18 protein-coding genes and 1 pseudogene are annotated in these 18,422 nt (G+C 40.3%); 3 read left to right on the top strand and 16 right to left on the bottom strand.

Annotated elements, in window-relative coordinates; all coding sequences use genetic code 11:
* Nucleotides 1–269: 269 nt before the first annotated feature.
* From J2S07_RS08805 to J2S07_RS08755, 11 genes are all read right to left on the bottom strand, one after another.
* Complete coding sequence (locus J2S07_RS08805; protein WP_307150170.1) at nt 270–1,436, bottom strand: TraB/GumN family protein; 1,167 nt, start codon at nt 1,434–1,436, stop codon at nt 270–272.
* A gap of 96 nt (nt 1,437–1,532) precedes the next feature.
* Nucleotides 1,533–2,294: a MeeY/MeeF family manganese export membrane protein gene (locus J2S07_RS08800; protein ID WP_307150060.1), complete on the bottom strand. Its 762-nt coding sequence runs from the start codon at nt 2,292–2,294 to the stop codon at nt 1,533–1,535.
* Between the two features lie 148 nt (nt 2,295–2,442).
* A complete protein-coding gene (locus J2S07_RS08795; protein ID WP_307150059.1) occupies nt 2,443–3,153 on the bottom strand; it encodes a Crp/Fnr family transcriptional regulator in 711 nt (236 codons plus the stop codon).
* Nucleotides 3,154–3,168: 15 nt separating this feature from the next.
* Nucleotides 3,169–5,067, bottom strand: coding sequence for a heavy metal translocating P-type ATPase (locus tag J2S07_RS08790; protein ID WP_307150058.1), 1,899 nt, complete (start codon nt 5,065–5,067; stop codon nt 3,169–3,171).
* 63 nt (nt 5,068–5,130) lie between these two features.
* Complete coding sequence (locus J2S07_RS08785) at nt 5,131–5,337, bottom strand: heavy-metal-associated domain-containing protein (protein ID WP_307150057.1); 207 nt, start codon at nt 5,335–5,337, stop codon at nt 5,131–5,133.
* Nucleotides 5,338–5,510: 173 nt separating this feature from the next.
* A complete protein-coding gene (locus J2S07_RS08780) occupies nt 5,511–6,518 on the bottom strand; it encodes a proline dehydrogenase family protein (protein WP_307150056.1) in 1,008 nt (335 codons plus the stop codon).
* 264 nt (nt 6,519–6,782) lie between these two features.
* Nucleotides 6,783–7,619, bottom strand: a complete 837-nt coding sequence (locus J2S07_RS08775) for an undecaprenyl-diphosphate phosphatase (RefSeq protein WP_307150055.1) — start codon at nt 7,617–7,619, stop codon at nt 6,783–6,785.
* 132 nt (nt 7,620–7,751) lie between these two features.
* Nucleotides 7,752–9,824, bottom strand: a complete 2,073-nt coding sequence (locus J2S07_RS08770; RefSeq protein WP_307150054.1) for an EAL domain-containing protein — start codon at nt 9,822–9,824, stop codon at nt 7,752–7,754.
* Between the two features lie 97 nt (nt 9,825–9,921).
* On the bottom strand, nt 9,922–10,044 hold the full coding sequence (locus tag J2S07_RS08765) for a DUF488 domain-containing protein (RefSeq protein ID WP_370872810.1): 123 nt from the start codon (nt 10,042–10,044) through the stop codon (nt 9,922–9,924).
* Between the two features lie 6 nt (nt 10,045–10,050).
* Nucleotides 10,051–10,674 (bottom strand): pyroglutamyl-peptidase I, encoded by a 624-nt coding sequence (pcp, locus tag J2S07_RS08760; RefSeq protein WP_307150053.1) that lies wholly within the window; start codon nt 10,672–10,674, stop codon nt 10,051–10,053.
* Nucleotides 10,675–10,726: 52 nt separating this feature from the next.
* Nucleotides 10,727–11,434, bottom strand: a complete 708-nt coding sequence (locus J2S07_RS08755) for an MOSC domain-containing protein (protein ID WP_307150052.1) — start codon at nt 11,432–11,434, stop codon at nt 10,727–10,729.
* Nucleotides 11,435–11,562: 128 nt separating this feature from the next.
* Here J2S07_RS08755 and J2S07_RS08750 point away from each other — a divergent pair, with 128 nt between their 5' ends.
* Nucleotides 11,563–13,098, top strand: coding sequence for a multicopper oxidase family protein (locus J2S07_RS08750; RefSeq protein WP_307150051.1), 1,536 nt, complete (start codon nt 11,563–11,565; stop codon nt 13,096–13,098).
* Nucleotides 13,099–13,121: 23 nt separating this feature from the next.
* Here the strand turns inward: J2S07_RS08750 and J2S07_RS08745 are convergent, their stop codons facing one another.
* Entirely contained in the window at nt 13,122–14,177 is a 1,056-nt protein-coding gene (locus J2S07_RS08745) for a hypothetical protein (RefSeq protein WP_307150050.1), read from the bottom strand.
* 193 nt (nt 14,178–14,370) lie between these two features.
* On the opposite strand from J2S07_RS08745, the gene J2S07_RS08740 reads away from it, so the two are divergent.
* Both J2S07_RS08740 and J2S07_RS08735 read left to right on the top strand, forming a co-directional pair.
* A complete protein-coding gene (locus J2S07_RS08740; RefSeq protein WP_307150049.1) occupies nt 14,371–15,063 on the top strand; it encodes a class I SAM-dependent methyltransferase in 693 nt (230 codons plus the stop codon).
* Nucleotides 15,064–15,208: 145 nt separating this feature from the next.
* Nucleotides 15,209–15,343 carry a hypothetical protein gene (locus tag J2S07_RS08735; RefSeq protein WP_307150048.1) on the top strand — a complete coding sequence of 45 codons (135 nt, stop codon included), beginning with the start codon at nt 15,209–15,211 and terminating at the stop codon, nt 15,341–15,343.
* 258 nt (nt 15,344–15,601) lie between these two features.
* On the opposite strand, the gene J2S07_RS08730 is transcribed toward J2S07_RS08735, so the two are convergent.
* The 4 genes and pseudogenes from J2S07_RS08730 to J2S07_RS21930 all read right to left on the bottom strand — a co-directional run bounded on the left by J2S07_RS08730 (nt 15,602) and on the right by J2S07_RS21930 (nt 18,385).
* Nucleotides 15,602–16,675: a branched-chain amino acid aminotransferase gene (locus tag J2S07_RS08730; RefSeq protein WP_307150047.1), complete on the bottom strand. Its 1,074-nt coding sequence runs from the start codon at nt 16,673–16,675 to the stop codon at nt 15,602–15,604.
* 215 nt (nt 16,676–16,890) lie between these two features.
* Nucleotides 16,891–17,868: a carbohydrate kinase family protein gene (locus tag J2S07_RS08725; RefSeq protein ID WP_307150046.1), complete on the bottom strand. Its 978-nt coding sequence runs from the start codon at nt 17,866–17,868 to the stop codon at nt 16,891–16,893.
* A gap of 132 nt (nt 17,869–18,000) precedes the next feature.
* Nucleotides 18,001–18,291 (bottom strand): annotated as a pseudogene (locus tag J2S07_RS08720) (SDR family NAD(P)-dependent oxidoreductase); the annotation flags it as partial.
* Nucleotides 18,257–18,385 (bottom strand): SDR family NAD(P)-dependent oxidoreductase, encoded by a 129-nt coding sequence (locus J2S07_RS21930; RefSeq protein WP_370872812.1) that lies wholly within the window; start codon nt 18,383–18,385, stop codon nt 18,257–18,259. The pseudogene J2S07_RS08720 and the gene J2S07_RS21930, both read right to left, overlap by 35 nt.
* Between the last annotated feature and the right edge of the window lie 37 nt (nt 18,386–18,422).

The raw sequence follows: 18,422 nt of genomic DNA, 5'->3' as shown, positions 1-18,422 counted from the left end.
GCTAAAATCAGTACTGAACATTATCACAACCATCTGTATCAGAAGACTCCATCCAGGAAGGCATTTCCAATTAACATTCTATTCTAGCCTTCATAAATATATTCCTGTGGGACATCCTCCTTATTTTTTGAAAAAAATGGAATCGAATTAGAAAGAACTTTCGGGGATTATGCGATATATAGGTATTAGGAAGTGTTTTTTTAAGAACTACGTTTCAAAAAAGAGATTAAAAAAACCTATTCCCCTTAAAGAAATAGGTAAAAGTATGATTAAAATAATTTGAGAAATAGGCGAATGACATCGGCTCCACCAATAAAGGTACCGATAGAGGCCCCAAGATTTGAAAAAACGGTAACCAGTAGAACACGGGTGACTTTATTGCTCCAAAACCCTTTTATACTAAAGACATCCTCTGTCAAACTCTCAAAATCTTGAACATTTGGTCTGCTGAAATAAGCTTGAACAAAGCCTGCAAACCATCCAGCTGCAAGGAGAGGATGCAGCGTCGTCAGCGGTGCCGCCACAAAGGATGTGAGAATGCTAAGTGGGTGCCCAAATGCAAGAGCCGTGGCGATCGCAGAAAGTGTGCCAGTCCAAAGCACCCAACTAATTGACTGCTTTAATCCTGCCGATGGATCATGAAAGAACGTGATTGCAATAAGGGCTAGAATGAGAATTGGAATCGACCAGCCGATGATTTGTGGAACCTTCGATTTTGGCGGCAATTCCGTCAAGCGCCCCAAATCATGCTCCTTCTTCATTTCTTCCTGAATTCCAGGAACATGGGCCGCACCCAATACCGCAACAATTTTCTTCCCTGGTGCTTCCTTGATTTTCTGGGATAAATACTGATCCCGCTCATCAATTAAGGGTACCTTTAGTCGCGGAAATGATTCCGTAAACTCATTTAGGACAGAGTTGATCATATCCTGACTCTTCATTCTTTCAAGCTCTTCTTCTGATATCGTTTCATCGCTAAAAATGCTGGCAATCACTTGCGTAAGGAGCTGTGTTTTTCCCCAGAACCCCACTTGATGCCAAATACGTGAAAATGTTACTTGTATGTTCCGGTCTGCAAGGACAAGCTCCGATCCAACCTCTTTGGCAGACTCAATGCCCTGGATCATTTCTTGCCCCGCTTGAATTCCAAGCTGTTTGGCCATCCTTTTTTGAAAAGAAGAAATCGCCAAGTTCATTAATAGAAGGGTTGCCTTTTTTTCCTTAATGACCTTAAAGATGTCAGTTTCCTTCCACTTGTTTCCTTCCATAATGGATTGATATCTTTGCTCATCCAATTCGATGCAGACAGAATCCGGTTTTTCCGTTTCAATGACTTCCTTGACAAGCTCCGCACTTTGTTTAGATACATGAGCCGTCCCAATTAAAATATATTCTTTTTCATCCAAAAAAATCCGCGTAATATTTTCATTCTCCAATGGCATGGCGACCTTCCTTTTGTCCAGTTAAAGATAATAACTTTTATTATACACGATTTACCCAAAAGGAAGAAGCGCCGAGTCATAAAGAAGTTGTTAATGCGAAAATTTCTCCGATTTTTGTTTGCGAATATAATGAATCACAAAAGTGATTAAGAAAGCAGAAATCAATACAATAATGAACACCTCGTTAGAAATATGAACATTGACAAGGGTTAATCCCATTTTTATGGCGATGAACGTAATTAACACATAAGCGGTCGTCTCAAGCTCTGGGACTCTATTCATTAACGCAATGAAGAAGGTCGCAATCCCCCGCATCATGAGAATTCCAATCATTCCTCCAAGTAAAATAACCCATACTTCTTCTGAAACAGCAAGAGCCGTTAAAATACTGTCAACGGAAAATGCTAAATCCATCAGCTCGACACTGATAACAGTCGCCCAGAAAACACCAAATGTACTGACAAGCCAACCCTTTGGCTGATTTTTGTCCTCATCTTCCCCGTCTTCTTTTGACTTGTATTTCTCAATAAAGAATTTCACCGCTAGCCAGAGCAAATAAAGAGCTCCAATGAGCTTAATAAACCAAAGCTTAATCAAGAACGTACCTAGCCCGATAAAAATGAAACGGAATAAATAAGCACCCCACAAACCATATACAAGTGCTTTTTTCTGTTGCTTTTTCGGAAGTGGTTTAACGAAAGCGGATAAGACCAGTGCATTATCTGCAGATAGAATACATTCTAGTACAGCCAGTGATAGAATCATTCCCCATGCTTCCGCTGAGGTCAACACCTCAGCCCACATATGCCAGTCCAGCATGGAGGCATAGGTTGAAAGAATCCCCTCTAACATGTTGCATTACTCCTTTGTTGTTCAATTCTGTGCGTTCTTTTTTTACAATAGTAAATATACGTTAATTTAGTATCTCCATAAATCCTTTTTCTGATTTCACTTCCTTCATTTAAAAAAGGGAAAGTACCGCCACATCATTGTAGTGGTACTACCCCTTTCCGTCCACTCCTATTAATAATAAACGATCTAAGTCCAGTACTTCAATTTTCTTTTGCTTTTTTTGAATAATAATTTTCCGTTCTTCCAACTCAGCTAATTTCCGGCTAATTGTTTCTGGTGTGGTCCCTAAGTAAGAGGCTAAATCTTTCTTACTCATGGGTAAATCAAATTCCAGCTTTTGTTCCTGGTCCGCACACTCGGCCAAAAATAAAGCAATCCTTGTTTCCACTTTTTCCGTTGCAAAGCTAGTTGTTTGCTTTTCTGAGACCTCTAATCGGTTTGAAAACTCGCTCAATATCTTTAAAGAGATGGAAGGATATTTTAACAAAAGCTGCTGCAGTTCTATTCGGCTAATCATGCAGACTTTCGTGTTTCCGATTGCCTCTGCATATGCTTCATGTGTCGTTTCTTTGAAAAGTGCTAGTTCTCCCGTAAAATCTCCAGGTTCCAGAATTCTTAGAAGGAGTTCCTTCCCGGTCTCTGAAAGGCGGTAGATCTTGATTTTCCCTTCATTCACTATGTATAAAGAAGAGGAGTCATCACCTGATCTGTAGATGATTTCTCCTTTTTTATAAGAGACTGATTGAACCACTTTCATGACCTCTTGAAGCTGCTCATCTTCTAAATGGTTAAAAATTGGCACCAATGCGACACAGGCTGCTTCATGGTGTCCACAGGAATGTCTTTCCTCACTCTTCATCGATATCCTCCATTCCTAAGCAGTAAAAAGATGTTGCTCTTCCATGCTAGTCCGTTTATTTCTCTTATTAAATCTTAATAGACGCATAGCATTCACGATAACAAGAAGGACACTTGCTTCATGAATGAACATCCCAGAGGCGAGGTGTACGTTCCCGAATAGGACACCAGCTAATAGAATAAAAACTACCCCTACCGCAAAATACATATTCTGCTTCATATTTCTAATCGTTGCTAATGATAATGAATAGGCATGCGAGAATTGCTTAAGCTTATCTGCCATTAACACGACATCTGCCGTTTCCATTGAAATGTCAGTTCCGCCTTTTCCCATAGCTATACCAATATGCGCATTAGCAATTGCTGGGGCATCATTAATCCCATCTCCCGCCATGGCAACGATATGACCTTCTTCCTTTAATTTCTTCACAAATCTCACTTTATCCTCTGGTAAGAGCTCCGCATGATATTCATCAAGACCTAGTTGTTCGGAAACGCGTCTTGCGGTATGCCGATTATCACCTGTCAGCATCAAAATTCTCTTAACTCCATTTTCCCTCAATTCACGAACGGCTTCAAGGGCATCCGCCCTAATTTGGTCTGCAATGGAAATAATCCCCACCATTTCATTGTTTATTGCAGCAAAAACAGCTGTGTTCCCTAGTTTTTCTCTCCCTAGAGCATATTCCTCTACTTCTTCCACTATTTTGATTCCATGGGTCTCCATAAGCTTTCGGTTCCCTATAATAAGGGGCATCCCGTTCACTCGTGCAAGGATACCATTTCCTTTTACTACCTGTATATCTTCGGGTTCATGATCGATGTCTAGTTTCCGACGTTTCGCTTCATTCACAATGGTTTGACCTAGATGATGTTCAGAAACCTTCTCTACTACTCCAGCCATTTGCAGAAACAGATTTTCTTCCATCCCATTCATGACGTGGATATCAGTTACTTCAGGCTTCCCCTTCGTCAATGTCCCTGTTTTATCAAATACAACTGTATCCACCTTCGAGAATTGCTCCATTACCTCTCCGCCCTTAATAAGGACACCATTTCTCGCTCCATTCCCAATCCCTGCTACGTTTGATACGGGAGCGCCAATGACTAGTGCGCCTGGACATGCAACAACGAGGAAAGTGACGGACAAAAGGATATCCTTCGTAATCAAAAAGACAAGGATTGATAGAATCACAACTGCCGGTGTATACACATTAGCAAATCGATCGAGGAATTTTTGCGTTTTTGATTTCGTTTCCTGCGCTTCTTCGACAAGCTCGATGATTTTTGCAAAAGTCGTATCAGCTCCTACCTTTTCTGCTACGATTTCAATATATCCTTCATCCACAATTGTGCCGGTATATACCTGGTCCTGGGTACGTTTCATTACCGGAGCACTTTCCCCAGTAATCGTAGCTTCATTGAGGAGGGCATGCCCTGTCAGAATTCTCCCATCAACAGGCACCTTTCCCCCAGAACGAATTAAAATTCGATCCCCTTTTTCAACCTCTTCTACAGGAATCATTCGCGTTTGTTCATTTCGTATAACTTCCGCTTCCTGCGGTGCCATTTCAATTAATTTTTTCAAGGATGACCGTGTTTTTTCTAATGTTCTGCCTTCTAGATAGGCGCCGAACAAAAATAGGAAGGTGACGACAGCTGATTCCACATACTCTCCAATCACTAGCGCTCCTATCACAGCAATAGACACAAGGAGCTCAATACTGAAAGCCTTCATCCTTAGCGCTTGGAAGGCCTTTATAAAAATTGGAATACTTGCAATAGCTGTTGCCAAAATCAGGAGCATAGCCTTGTACTCACCCAAACCAAATATATTTAACAAAAAGGCAGTAGCAATAATTAAGCCTGACATTCCAATTATCTTATTCCGATTTCGATTAATGAAACGAATCATTTTCGTTCCTCCTTCCATAGTGGGACGCAGGGATAGATCCCTTGTCCCACTTGTCCTCCATGCTTATCGCACTTCATAGCCAAGCTTAGTGATTATTTTGCTAATCTGTTCGGTGCTAATATCTTGTTCATCAAATTCAACTCTTACTTTGCTCGAATTAAATAGAACAGTAGCAGATTGAATTCCACTCGTTTTATTAAGGGTAGACTCAATCTTTTTAATACAAGACGGACAAGTTAATGGTTCCAATTGAAAGACAGCTCTTTTCATAATTTATGGCCTCCTTTGTTTTCTGTATTCTTAGCTTAATCGAAACCTTTCTAAAAAAAATTGACGTACATCAAGTTTGCTATATTTCTGATCAAAAAAATCTCTCACTATGTTGATATAGTGAGAGATTGCTCTTTTTGGGTCGAGGAACCTGTCCCTCCGTCCCCCAAAAACTATTTATCTTTCTTTTTCCTACTTTTTCTTAAAAGATAGAGCAAGGACACGGCCACTGCCCCGCCGATGATCGGTTCTTTTTTCAGCTTGTTATCGCTTGTATATAACATATCTTTGGCAACGATCCCAAGGTTTTGTGGGCGTTCAGCAATGCGGCGCATATAGTAGCCAAACCAGTCGGTACCAAACGGAATGTAGGTGCAGAAACGATAGCCTTCTTTTGCAAGATCATATTGCATCTCTTTGCGAAAGCCGTACAGCATTTGGAATTCAAAATTGTCACGGCTGATATTGTGTTCCCTCACAAAGGCCTTGAGTTCATTAATAATATGATGGTCATGTGTAGCAATCGAGGTGAACGCATCCCCTAGCAATCTTTTCTTTGCCAATTTAATAAAATTGCGGTCAATTTCTTCTTTGGATTGATAGGCAACCCCTGGGCTTTCCTTATAAGCCCCTTTGACAATCCGCATGCGGACATCTTGCAGCCTGTCAAGGTCTTCCTCTGCTCTTAAGAGGTAAGACTGCATCACCGTTCCTACATTTGGATAATCCCCTCTTAAGATTTGAAGAACCTCCATTGTTTTTTCGTAACGGGAATAATCTTCCATATCAATGTTAACAAAAATATCATATTGGTATGCGGTTTCAACAATCTCCCTAACGTTTGCCATACAGAAATCCTGGTCGATATCTAACCCAAGTTGTGTAATCTTGATCGACAGATGGCAGTCTAAATTCTCTTCATGTATTCGATCCAATATACGAATGATCTCATTTTTTGCCTTCGTCGCTTCTCGGCTATCAGAAACAAATTCCCCTAAATTATCAATTGTACCGCTAATACCATGACGGTTTAGCTCCTTTATTACTTTGGTTACGCTTTCAAGATTTGTACCAGCAACAAACTTTTCTGCACCTAATTTAAAGCCCCATTTTTTTGCATTTTCATTTAAGAATTTATTTTTAGATAGTCCGTAAAAAAAATCCCTCGTCAGGTTAGACATATTCCCTTCCCCTCTCCCTAATGAAGTCATATTGACATTTTGTTATTTTGAATTTGCAAGAATTGTGCCAACATTTTTTCTATAGACTATGCGATAACAGTTCGTAATGGCTTTAATAAGACAATGGGACACGCATCTATTTCGAAAATAAAAAATGAAATAGTCACGTGCCCCATAGGAATCATCTAATTCAAATGTTTATGTTATAAAAGTGTTTAGAAAATATACATATTTGTATACATAGTTGTCAACTAACTATACAAATTAGAAATACAGAAAATAAATGACTCCCACTAAAACGATTCGGTAAATAGCGAAAGGCACAAGCTTGATCTTGTTAATAAGCTTCAAGAAAAAGCGAATCGAAATTAAGGCAAATACAAATGCACTAATGAATCCAGCAATGAAAAATGGCAATGAATCCATTGTGAAGTACTCCCAGTTCTTAATTAATGACAAGCCGCTTGCCCCTGCCATAATCGGTACCGCCATGATAAAGGTAAAATCAGATGCAGCACGGTGGCTCATTCCTGTCAAAACCCCACCCGAAATCGTCGCACCTGAGCGAGAAAACCCTGGCCATAATGATAGACACTGAATAAGACCTACTGTCAATGCTTGCTTGTAGCTAATCTGATCAACGGTTTCCACCTGCGGCTTTTTCGAACGAAAAATATCGGCAATAATCATAAATATCGCGCCAATCAATAAACCAATGATCACTGTCTTTGTTGTAAATAGATGTTCGTCAATATAATCATCGAAAAGGAGGCCCATCACTCCTGCTGGGATTAAGCCAACGATTACATGTGTCAGCTTCAAATGCTTCGAATTCCCTGTCTGCCCCGCTCTTTTTCGTAAACGATTTAATCCTAGTAATTCGATAAATCGATCCTTAAAAACGAACACAGCCGCTAGAATAGAACCGAGCTGAATCACAATCTTAAAAGTATTGGCTGTATACTTGCCCAAAAACTCATTTGACTGGAGCCACATATCATCGACAATAATCATATGACCTGTCGAGGAGACGGGTGCATATTCTGTTAGACCTTCGACTAAACCAAGAATGATCGCTTTCAATAATTCAATGAAATCCATTCAGTAAACTCCCTTACAATTTAAGTAACATGGGTTATCCCTTTTGCATTGTAGCACAAACAGAGTCGAAGTAGGTATTTTCACAAGAAAAAAAGACCCTCTTTCCTATTAAAAGGGCCTTAGGTAACATGTTCAGATGGCTTCATATAGATAATGAAGAAACTCATTTGCTGCCACTGGCTTGCCAAAATAAAAGCCTTGCAGTTCATCACATCCATGATTCTGCAAATACAAGATTTGCTCTTCAATCTCGATGCCTTCAGCCGTCACATGGTAGCCTAAGCTCTTAGCCATCGCTAAGATCGTTCGAACGATTGGTGAATCACCACTTTTTGCAATATCCTCTAGAAAAGAGCGATCAATTTTCAAACGATTAATTGGAAACTCCCGTAAATAACTCAATGAGGAATACCCTGTACCAAAATCATCAATTGAAATTTGGACGCCAAATTCTTTTAATCGATTAAGCTTTTGGAATAAAACTTTATTATTTTCAAGCGCCGCATTTTCCGTAATCTCTAATTCCAATAGATTCGGAGGATAGTTGATTTTCCTTATTGTTTTGATAATTTGTTCATCAATATCTGGCTCCATTAATTGAATCGGTGAGAGATTTAGGGAAACCTTTAAATCTGAAAAGCCAAGCTGATGCCATTTCTTCGTTTGGCTCATGGCGTTTCCCATTACCCATTTGCCAATAGGAACAATAAATCCCGTTTCCTCCGCAATAGGAATGAACTCATTTGGTGAAACCATTCCTAATTTTTGCGAATTCCATCTCAGCAAGGCTTCCATACCTGTGATCTTCCGTGTGTTTGTGTCTACTCTTGGTTGGTAATGGAGTGAGAGTTCTTGATTCTCAAGAGCCTCACGAAGACATTTCTCAAGCTCTATTCTTCTCTTCTTCTCCTGCTCAAGCTGCTTGTCAAAAAACCTAATATAGCTTTTCCGCTCAATCTTTGCTTCATGCATGGCATAGACAGCATTATTCAAGAGCTCTTCAAAATTACTCCCATCTTTTGGGTAAAAACAAACGCCAATACTTGAAGTGGTATGAATACGGTTATTATTAATTTCAAACGGCTTTTGCAGGTTCTTACTAATCAACCCGCATATACGATGTACTTCATCATCATCCATGCCCTTCAGTAAAATGATAAATTTATCACTATCCTTACGTGCAATATGATCGACATTTGGAATCGTTTCTACAAGGCGATTCGCAAATTCTGAAATAACCCCATCTCCAACAGAAAAGCCATAGGATTCATTAATATGCCTAAAACGGTTCAAATCTAAGCTCAGAAGGGCAAAGGGCTGATTTTGATTTATTTCTTCTGCCACTAAATCACTCATTTTTCTTCTGTTAGAAAGACCTGTAAGCTCGTCATGGTACGCAAGAAAAACAAGTTCTTCCTCCGCCCGTTTCTTATCTGTAATATCCGTGCAAATAGACATATATTGATAAGGTCGACCTTTTTCATTGATAAAAGGAACAATAGTACCGTCTACCCAAACAATCGTCCCATCCTTTGCTCGATTTCGGATTTCTCCCCTGAAGATTTTTCCGTTCCCGAGTGTCCTCCACATGTTTTTAAAAAATTCCTTTGGATGATATTTGGAGTTAATGACTCGATGATCATAGCCGATCAGTTCTTCCCGTGAATATTGAAATAGCTCACAAAAACGGTCATTCACATAAGTAATCATCCCACGAGGATCTGTTATCGTCAGCAAGGAGGATTCATCCAATGAAAACTTCAAATTTTCAAGCTCATTCATTGTATTTTTCAAGATTTTCTCTGAATTCTTCTGATCGGTAAGATCCTCAATCAAAAAGGTGATTCCGATAACTCTGTCATCCTCTTCTATAAGTGGAATGGCATTAATGCAAACAGTAACATCAGAACCATCCTTCCTTTTTCGTTTCGTTTCTGAGAAAGTCACACCTTTCCTTGCCTGTGCAATTTTCCGAAAGGCTCTCCTGTACTTGCTTTCTCCAAGCTTCATAATTAAATGGTATAATTTCCCCTTTACTTCTGCCTCGGTCCAGCCAAAGATTCTTTCTGCCTCCTTATTCCATAGATGAATGAACCCATATAAATCGATTATGATGATCCCAATGGGTACTTGATGGATAAGGGAACTCAAAATTTCATGATCATTCCATAGATTATGTTGTAATTTTTCTGGTCGAGAGGTCATACCTTTTCACCTCAATTTCCATGTATCATTTACTAACATAATATCAATAAGAACGATAAAATTTTTGAAAATTCTCTTACAATTTGTTAAAGTTTGTCTAAAGTTGTATTTGTGCTCTCTCCTTACTTATCCCTCTTGGCCACAGCCGATCCACCAATAATCTGTATCCATCCTCTTTTGCGGGAGGCTCATAGATTCTTTTCAACCGTATTTCATGCATAAATGCTCACTCTTCCGTAGGAGAAATTTCTGATATCACCTTTATACAGGTAAGGATCCCCTTTTTCAAATCATCATGGGACCAGCTTGGGATTTTCCCATGCTGAATAGCTAACTCATGTGAAGCTGGAATATGGATGAACCCTGTCGGCATCTTTTTTCGCTGCGATTTTGCATAGTGCAAGCATTGATACATCACATGATTACATAAATAAGTACCCGCACTATTCGATATCTCAGCAGGTAGCCCTTCCTCAAGCAATCGCTCGACCATTGCTCGAACTGGCAATGTCGAAAAATAGGCATCCAATCCTTCCTCTCGAATTGGTTCATCCACAAGGATATTTCCTCGATTATCAGCCTCGCCATCATTGACATTGATCGCAATTCGTTCAGGAGTTATTTTGTACCTCCCACCAGCTAATCCTAAGGAAATCACGGCATCAGGCTGAATTTTGTCGATATGTTCCAATATTTTTGTCCCTGAAGCCCTGAAATCCACCGGCAAAATTTCACCATGAACCTTATAATCCCCAATCACCTCGCCATTTAATTCCTCGACAATTCGCATCGTTGGATTAATTGTGAAGCTTAAAAATGGTTCAAATCCAGTTAACAATAATGTTTTCATTTTCTAGTTCTCTCCTTTTATCAAGGTTCCTAAGGGCTTCAAATGTAATCCATTATTCGTTTGGCCCAATCGTTCTTTTTTGTATATCTGCTTCTATCCCAGTCTCCACGCGTTTCAATAACGTTTCCCTCCAGCTTAGGGCTAAAAGTTCGCAGGAGGCAAGCTCCTTGGCTAACGGAATATTCTTTTTATCATGATGCATGATTTGGTTACATGCTGATATCGTCCATTGTGAAAAAGGCCGATCGATCAACCGAAGTGTCTGCCCTTTTTCCACCTTTCCTTCTTTTAGAACACGAAAATACCAACCTGTCCTTCCTGTATTTTGAATTAACAAAGCCAAATTCTTTATTTTGAATCGCCGAGCAGGCTTCCAACAAGGCTGCCTTGGCTGGGACACTTGGATAATTGTTTCTCCTATTTCAAATGTATCCCCAATACAAATATGTTCTTCGGTTAAATGGTCGATGAGAAAATTCTCTCCCATTCCTCCGGGAAGGAGGCTAGCTCCCTCCAAGCTTTTATTCCAGTATATATAATGCTCTGAGGAGTAAGCAAAAACGGCCTTTTCGGGACCACCATGATGCTTTAGATCCGCTTGCCCATCGCCTTCAATATGGGTCGTTCCCACCCACACGGGGCCTTGGATCTCTTCTTTAAACATCGCCGTTTCCCACTCGCGCTCCATCGGGTCCATTGCTCCCTTTTCACCTATCTTGCTAGGCATTCCAACAAATATTTTTTCAACTCTTCCGTCCATTTTCTTCCCTCCGATGAACAATGATTAAGATAAATACCTTACAAAAAACTCAAATACTTCAGCCTAATCCAAAAATCAGTCCTTTACATAAGCTATTGTATCATTGTCTATAAAAAGGAGTTGAGGACATGGGTGTGAAGCTAAAGAAATTTGTCGATTCCCTTCCAATCATGGAGACTTTAAAACCAAATAGAAAAACAAAACATGAGTCCTATTATGTAGTGAGCATGGAGGAAACCAGGCAAAGGTTACATCGGGATCTAGCACCGACTACCGTTTGGGGTTATCAAGGGCAATATCCTGGTCCTACCATAGATGTAAATCAGGGAGAACGGGTTAGGATTAAGTGGGTAAACAACTTACCCAGCACACATTTTCTCCCCGTTGATAAATCAATCCACGATCTCGATCATTTACCAGAGGTGAGAACGGTCACACATCTTCACGGTGCGAACGTAGCTCCTGAAAGTGACGGGTATCCAGAGGCTTGGTATACGAAGGACTACAAGGAGGTAGGTCCCTTTTTTAAGCAGAAGGTTTACGAATACAACAACTTTCAACGCGGGGCAACATTATGGTATCACGATCATGCAATGGGCATTACGAGACTTAATGTATATGCAGGACTAGCAGGGATGTATATTATTCGTGATCATAAGGAAAGATCCCTCGGACTTCCAGAAGGACCATATGAGATTCCGCTCATCATTCAAGATCGAACCTTTAATAGGGACGGATCCCTCTTTTACCCGGAACAACCAAATAATCCATCAGAGGATCTCCCTCATCCATCAATCCAGCCCTTTTTCCTTGGAGATACCATTGTTGTGAACGGAAAGGTTTGGCCGTTTCTTGAGGTAGAGCCGCGGAAATATCGCTTCCGGATTCTTAATGCTTCGAATACCCGATCCTATCAGCTGTATCTAGATTCCGGGCAATCCTTTCATCAAATTGGCTCGGATGGCGGCTTATTGGCCCAAACCGTCAAGCTAGAGAAAATTGAGATTGAGCCAGGAGTTCGAGTTGATGTCATTGTGGACTTTTCCGATTATGATGGAGACACAATCCTTTTAAAGAATGATCTTGGGCCGAATGCCGCTCCAGAGGACGAAACAGACGATATCCTGCAATTCAAGGTCACTAAATCTTTGTCTGGAAAAGATCATGGTAGAATTCCACAATATTTATCTGAAATTCCCACCCTGACAAAGAACAACATTACCGCAATCCGTAATTTAAAGTTAGTATCCACAACAGATAAATGGGAACGCCCCCTGCTCTTGCTCGATCACAAAATGTGGAATGATCCCATTACCGAAAAACCTCAACTGGGTGCAACGGAAATTTGGTCTTTAATCAATGTAACGGGTTTTTCCCATCCGATTCATATCCATCTCGTTCAATTCCAAATTCTTGATCGCCGTCCCTTTGATCTCGACCGTTATAATCAGGATGGACAAATTGTCTATACTGGACCGGCCAAACCTCCGGCCCCGAACGAACGTGGGTGGAAGGACATTGTTTCAGCACCTTCTGCTGAAATTACAAGAGTGATTATGAAATTCTCTCCATACACAGGCCACTACGTTTGGCATTGCCATATTCTTGAGCATGAGGATTATGATATGATGCGTCCTCTACTCGTTGTACCACAGGAGAAATGAACCTGGGGCAAAGTGCTTCTGTCTCACTTCACTACCTTCTCTAATTGTGAATAGATAGAAGAAACTCCTTTCCACCAGTTTTTGTCCTCAGCATATTTGCGATTAATCCATTGAATGGGATCGACATCATTGGGTCGCTCCTTGCTCAAATTTACAACGGTGCGAGCGGCGATTTGAGTCGATTCCTCAATATTTGTGTTGTAATCCTCCCAGCTATGGAATACATTAAACGGGTTGTTTGCAATTTCATGAGCCCTTATATGATTTTGGGGAACAAATCCCTGCTCCTGCCCTGTGATCGCAAATAACAAAAGCGGGTTGATATTATATTCTGCGGCAACCTCCACAATCGTAGGAAAATATGGTTCCTCCGCCAATAATGAATTCCTACCATGCAACCAATCTCTTAATTTATCAGTATTTATATTCTTATATTGCAAATGTGGAGGCAGATCATTTGGTACACGCTCAATTGTCTCAGCTTCAGCAAGCACCATGGCTTCCTTCTTTGAAAAATCAACTTTTTTGTCAGACGGAAACTCCATGATAAGAACAACGAGCAAAATGAGAAAAGCTGTTGCTGCTCCTACTATGCCCACCCGAATTAACCAGCGAGTTTGCTTGGTATGTATTTCGCTTGTTGTCTGTACACTAGTAATATTCTTTTCTATCGGTTCCGGCTCTTTGTCATCAAAATAACCGACAAGCTGATCAATGTATCTAGTAACTAAATCAGGTGTAGCTCTCACATGTTGAATTACCCATGGAGACATTTCATTCGTAATTTCTTCCTGTGTAGCCAGCCTGACACTATACTCAACGAGATCGCCCGCAGAAATCGTCCAAGATTTTGCTGCGACCTTTTCCTTAATAAGCCCCATTCGAATGCTTTTCTTCGTTTCCATTGAGAAGTTCGGCAACGAGCGGTCTATTAAGCTATGGACGGCTTTCGCTAGCATTCTCGCTTTTTCTTGAGCCGACGCCTTCTCATATCGAGAATCAATGCGGCTTCTAATCTCGGCAATTCTATTTTCATTCAAAACAACTTTTTCTTCTAACTGTTTTTGAAGCGAATTCAATTGTGCCACCCTTCATACTTTTATTTATATAGATTATCATACAATATTCGACAAGATCCGCCTATATGTTTTGAAGATTCATACTGTTAGAAAATCTGAATAAGCAAGACGAAAGGAACCATCCCTTCCGCATCTACATAATATGTTTAAAGATAGTATAAAGTGGGTGGTTCTTATAGGAACTTCAAAATACTTGGAATTCATATCCAAATTTGGTGTTGGAGGAGCACATCCTGGGGGAATAGATCTTACAAAGGAAATGTTTCTGTCTGAAAAGATTAACAGCACCTCTCGCATTTTAGACGTGGGGTGCGGTACTGGCCAAACAGCCGCATATTTGGCCGCCCGATATGGTGCGAAGGTAATTGGGTTGGACATCAACCCGATCATGATTAAGAAAGCAAAAAAACGAATGAAAAAATATCAACTACCTGTGGAAATAATCCATGGCTCTATCGAAAGCTGCCCTTTAGAGGACGATACATTTGATATGGTTATTTCTGAATCCGTCCTAGCCTTTGTTGATGCCCCTAGAGCCCTTCGGGAAATATATCGGCTATTAAAAAAGGGGGGCCGGTTTATTGCTAATGAACTTACCATTAATCATCCCCTAGCAGCATCAACAAAAAAGGAAATCAAAGATTTTTATGGCTTTGATTCTGTCCCTTTAGAACAGGAATGGATCGCTTTATTTTCGCAGGCCGGTTTCAAAAGAATAAATGCCAGGAGGCCTAACGTGCCTATTCCCCAAACAAATCAAGCTCCTGAGTTTCAATACTCAGATTATATTGAGCCGGAGCTTTTTACGGTTATGGTCCAACATTTTGATATCATGGCAAATTATCAAGGGATTCTAGATTATCGGATTTTTTCGTGTACGAAATAGTTGCTTCTTTGGATCTCGGCTAGCAGGATGATTTCACTGCTAGCCTTTTCCAGTTGTAACCTATTGTTCAGCATAGTTCGTGATAAAATGGGGAAATTAATCCTGATACCATATTCATCAAATTTAAAATTATGAGGTGAACATTATGGCAAGGAAGAGAACAGGTAAAAATAAGCAACAAAAAAATCAGCAGGGATCAGGCTCTCAATATCATGAGAATCGAGCTAGCCATGTTCCTGATTATGGAGGAAATATCGTCGATCCAAATGTGAAGGAATAATAATAGGTATACGCTCAAAAATTATATGCAATAGCGGAAGTGTCACTACATTTGATAATGATAAAAATAGACTGTCCCCTTTTTCTAAGGCTCTGTTATATCTGATTGTTGATCTTAATATCGCCTTATACATATACGTTCACGAATGTTTTCGTACCGAATAAAACCCGTTCACGTACATGTATAAGGCTGAAAATCAACACTAAAGACTAATATAGCCTTTTCTAAAAAATGGCGACAGTCTTATTCTTTCTTCATCTATCTTAACTGAACTCTCCAGCCAAACGGGTCTTCTTTCGTTCCATTCTGAATTCCTGTTAAAGTGTCATAAAGCTCTCTCGTTAATTGACCTACTTCTCCGCTATTGACGACAAGCTTTTCTCCCTTCCATAGGAACTCACCGATCGGAGAAATAACAGCAGCTGTTCCTGTTCCAAATGCTTCCTCCAACAGCCCTTCACGATAGGATTGATAAATTTCTTCAACGGATATTCTCCGTTCAATCACCGGTATATTCCAGTGTTTGAGTAATTGAATAATAGAGTCCCTTGTAATCCCTTGTAGGATGCTTCCGTTTAGAGCAGGGGTTACGATTTCTCCATTTATTTTGAAGAAAACATTCATGCTTCCTACTTCCTCAATATATTTGTTTTCTCTTCCATCTAACCAAAGCACCTGTGAATATCCAAGCTTGGCTGCTTCCTCCTGTGCTTTAAGACCGTTGGCATAGTTACCGCCTGTCTTCGCCTCGCCGGTACCACCAGCTACCGCTCTCACATAGTTTTGCTCAACAGATATTTTGACGGGATGAATCCCTTCCTTATAATAGGAGCCAACCGGTGACAGGATGATGATAAATTGATAAGACTCAGAAGGGGCCACACCTAAATGAGGGGCTGTCGAAATAATGAACGGTCGAATGTATAATGACGTCCCTTCAGCTTTCGGTATCCAATCTTGATCGATTTTCACCAGTTGCTTCAATGCCTCTACCGCTAATTCTTCGTCTATTGGCGGGATACATAATCTTGCATTGGACTGATTCATCCTCGAAAAATTGCGATCAGGTCTAAATAGAAAAACCTCTCCATCCTTCGATAAATATGCCTTTAACCCTTCAAAAACAGTTTGCCCATAGTGAAAAACCATTGCAGCAGGGTCTAAGCTGATCGGTTGGTATGGAATAATACGGGGATCGTGCCAGCCCCTCTCTACGCTGTAATCCATAATAAACATATGATCCGTGAAAATAGTCCCAAACTCAAGCTGTTCCGTTACCGGCTTTTGCTTGCGATTGGAGCTTAGGATGGTTTCAATTTGATAGGCCTTCATTCCGATTTCCCCCTACTTGTAGAACATTATTTTCAAAAAACAAAGATTACTTAAATATTAGAATACTCCCCTTGACCCCAAAAGAAAAGTATAAATTCAGAATACTGGAGAAACTTTTGCTGTATCATCAAAAAAAGCCCAAAATTGGGCTCTTTTTGCTTGTTAAATATAGCTTTCTGGCTCGTTAATGGCTTGTCAATTACCATAGGATTACACTATCTTTCCTGAACATTGATAAGTTCGAGAACCTGTTTTTTGCTCGGGAGTGCGGAAATCGCTCCTTTACCAGCAGCCGTCAATGCTCCACTGGCATTGGCAAATTGGAGTATTTCCATATGTTGATTGCTTAGAATCTGTAATAGGTTCATTGGATGAGCGCCTGCTTCAAGCAGCTTATATAACAGTCCACCCATAAAAGCATCCCCGGCACCTGTTGTATCCTGAACCTCAACGGTGTAGCCAGGTGATTCCCAGCTTGCACCTTTAATATGTAGTTCTGCACCAAGAGCACCTTTTGTGTATACTACTGCTTGAACATCACCAATGAATAGTGATTTAATCGCACTTTCGACCTCTTTGTTCCCAGTAATAAATTCAAGCTCCTCATCTGATACTTTGACAAGATGGGCATGTGGCAGGAATTCAAGAATGGCTTTTCTACAGTCCGATGGCTCCTCCCATAACGGTAATCTTACATTCGGATCAAAGCTGATAAGACCGCCTTTCTCTTTCATGATCGAAATGCTTTTCTTATGCGCTTGTTTCATCGGACTTTCGACTAAATTAACTGAGCAAAAATGAAGAATATCTCCCTTTGCAAACCAGTCAGATTGAATTTCCTTTTCACTTAATAACAAATCTGCAGACGGCTTACGATAAAAGGAGAATTCCCGCTCCCCATTTTCCTTCAGAGAAACAAATGCTAGTCCAGTATTTGCCTCTTTTGTACGAAGAATTTTGTCTGTCTCCACACCCGCCATCTGCAATTGTTCAATGAGAAAATCCCCAAACGCATCCATTCCAAGCTTCGTAATCATCTCTGAAGGCTGTCCAAATTTAGCAACAGCCGCCGCGGCATTTGCCAGAGCTCCACCTGGGGCTCGCTCAAAGGAAAGCACGTCCTTTAATGGAACTCCCTTTTGCTGAGGAATAAAATCAATTAGGAGTTCACCGATTGAGAATAATTTTGCCATAGCTTCACCCTATTACCTGTATTTCTTTTAGTATACTTGATTGGTAAGGGTAATCTCAGCTAGTATTTTTTCAATTTTGAAATACAAGACTCATCAAACCTTGAACAAAACAGAATCCCTCAGAGAACTTGATTAAAATGGATTGGTTGCCAATAGATTTGCTGTTTTTACATAAATTCGTGGATGTAATTTTAATTGCGAGACAATGAATTCTGCAATGTCTTCAGGCTGCATATATTTTTCTTCATTGTTCTCAGAAATTAGGTTCGTTTTAACCGCAAGCTCTGTCGCAACAGTGCTTGGAGTTAAAGCGGTCACCCGAATATTATTCTTTCGAACCTCTTGTGCCAGTGATTCCGTTAGGCCAATGACTCCAAATTTGGAGGCGCTATAAGCACTGGATGTGGCAGCCCCGTTTAACCCATTCAACGTTTACTCCTTCATTGGCCAAAGCAAGAGCAACGGCCTTTCCGATTCCCTTTCCTGCTCCAGTTATAAATGCTACTTTTCCTTTCAAAGATTGTACCAATTTCAACAACTCCTTCGTTTTATCT

The organism is Anoxybacillus andreesenii (genome assembly GCF_030813005.1).
Taxonomy (GTDB): Bacteria; Bacillota; Bacilli; order Bacillales; family Cytobacillaceae; genus Robertmurraya; species Robertmurraya andreesenii.
Note: the sequence above shows the minus strand (reverse complement) of the source record. Positions and strands in the feature narration are given on the sequence as shown.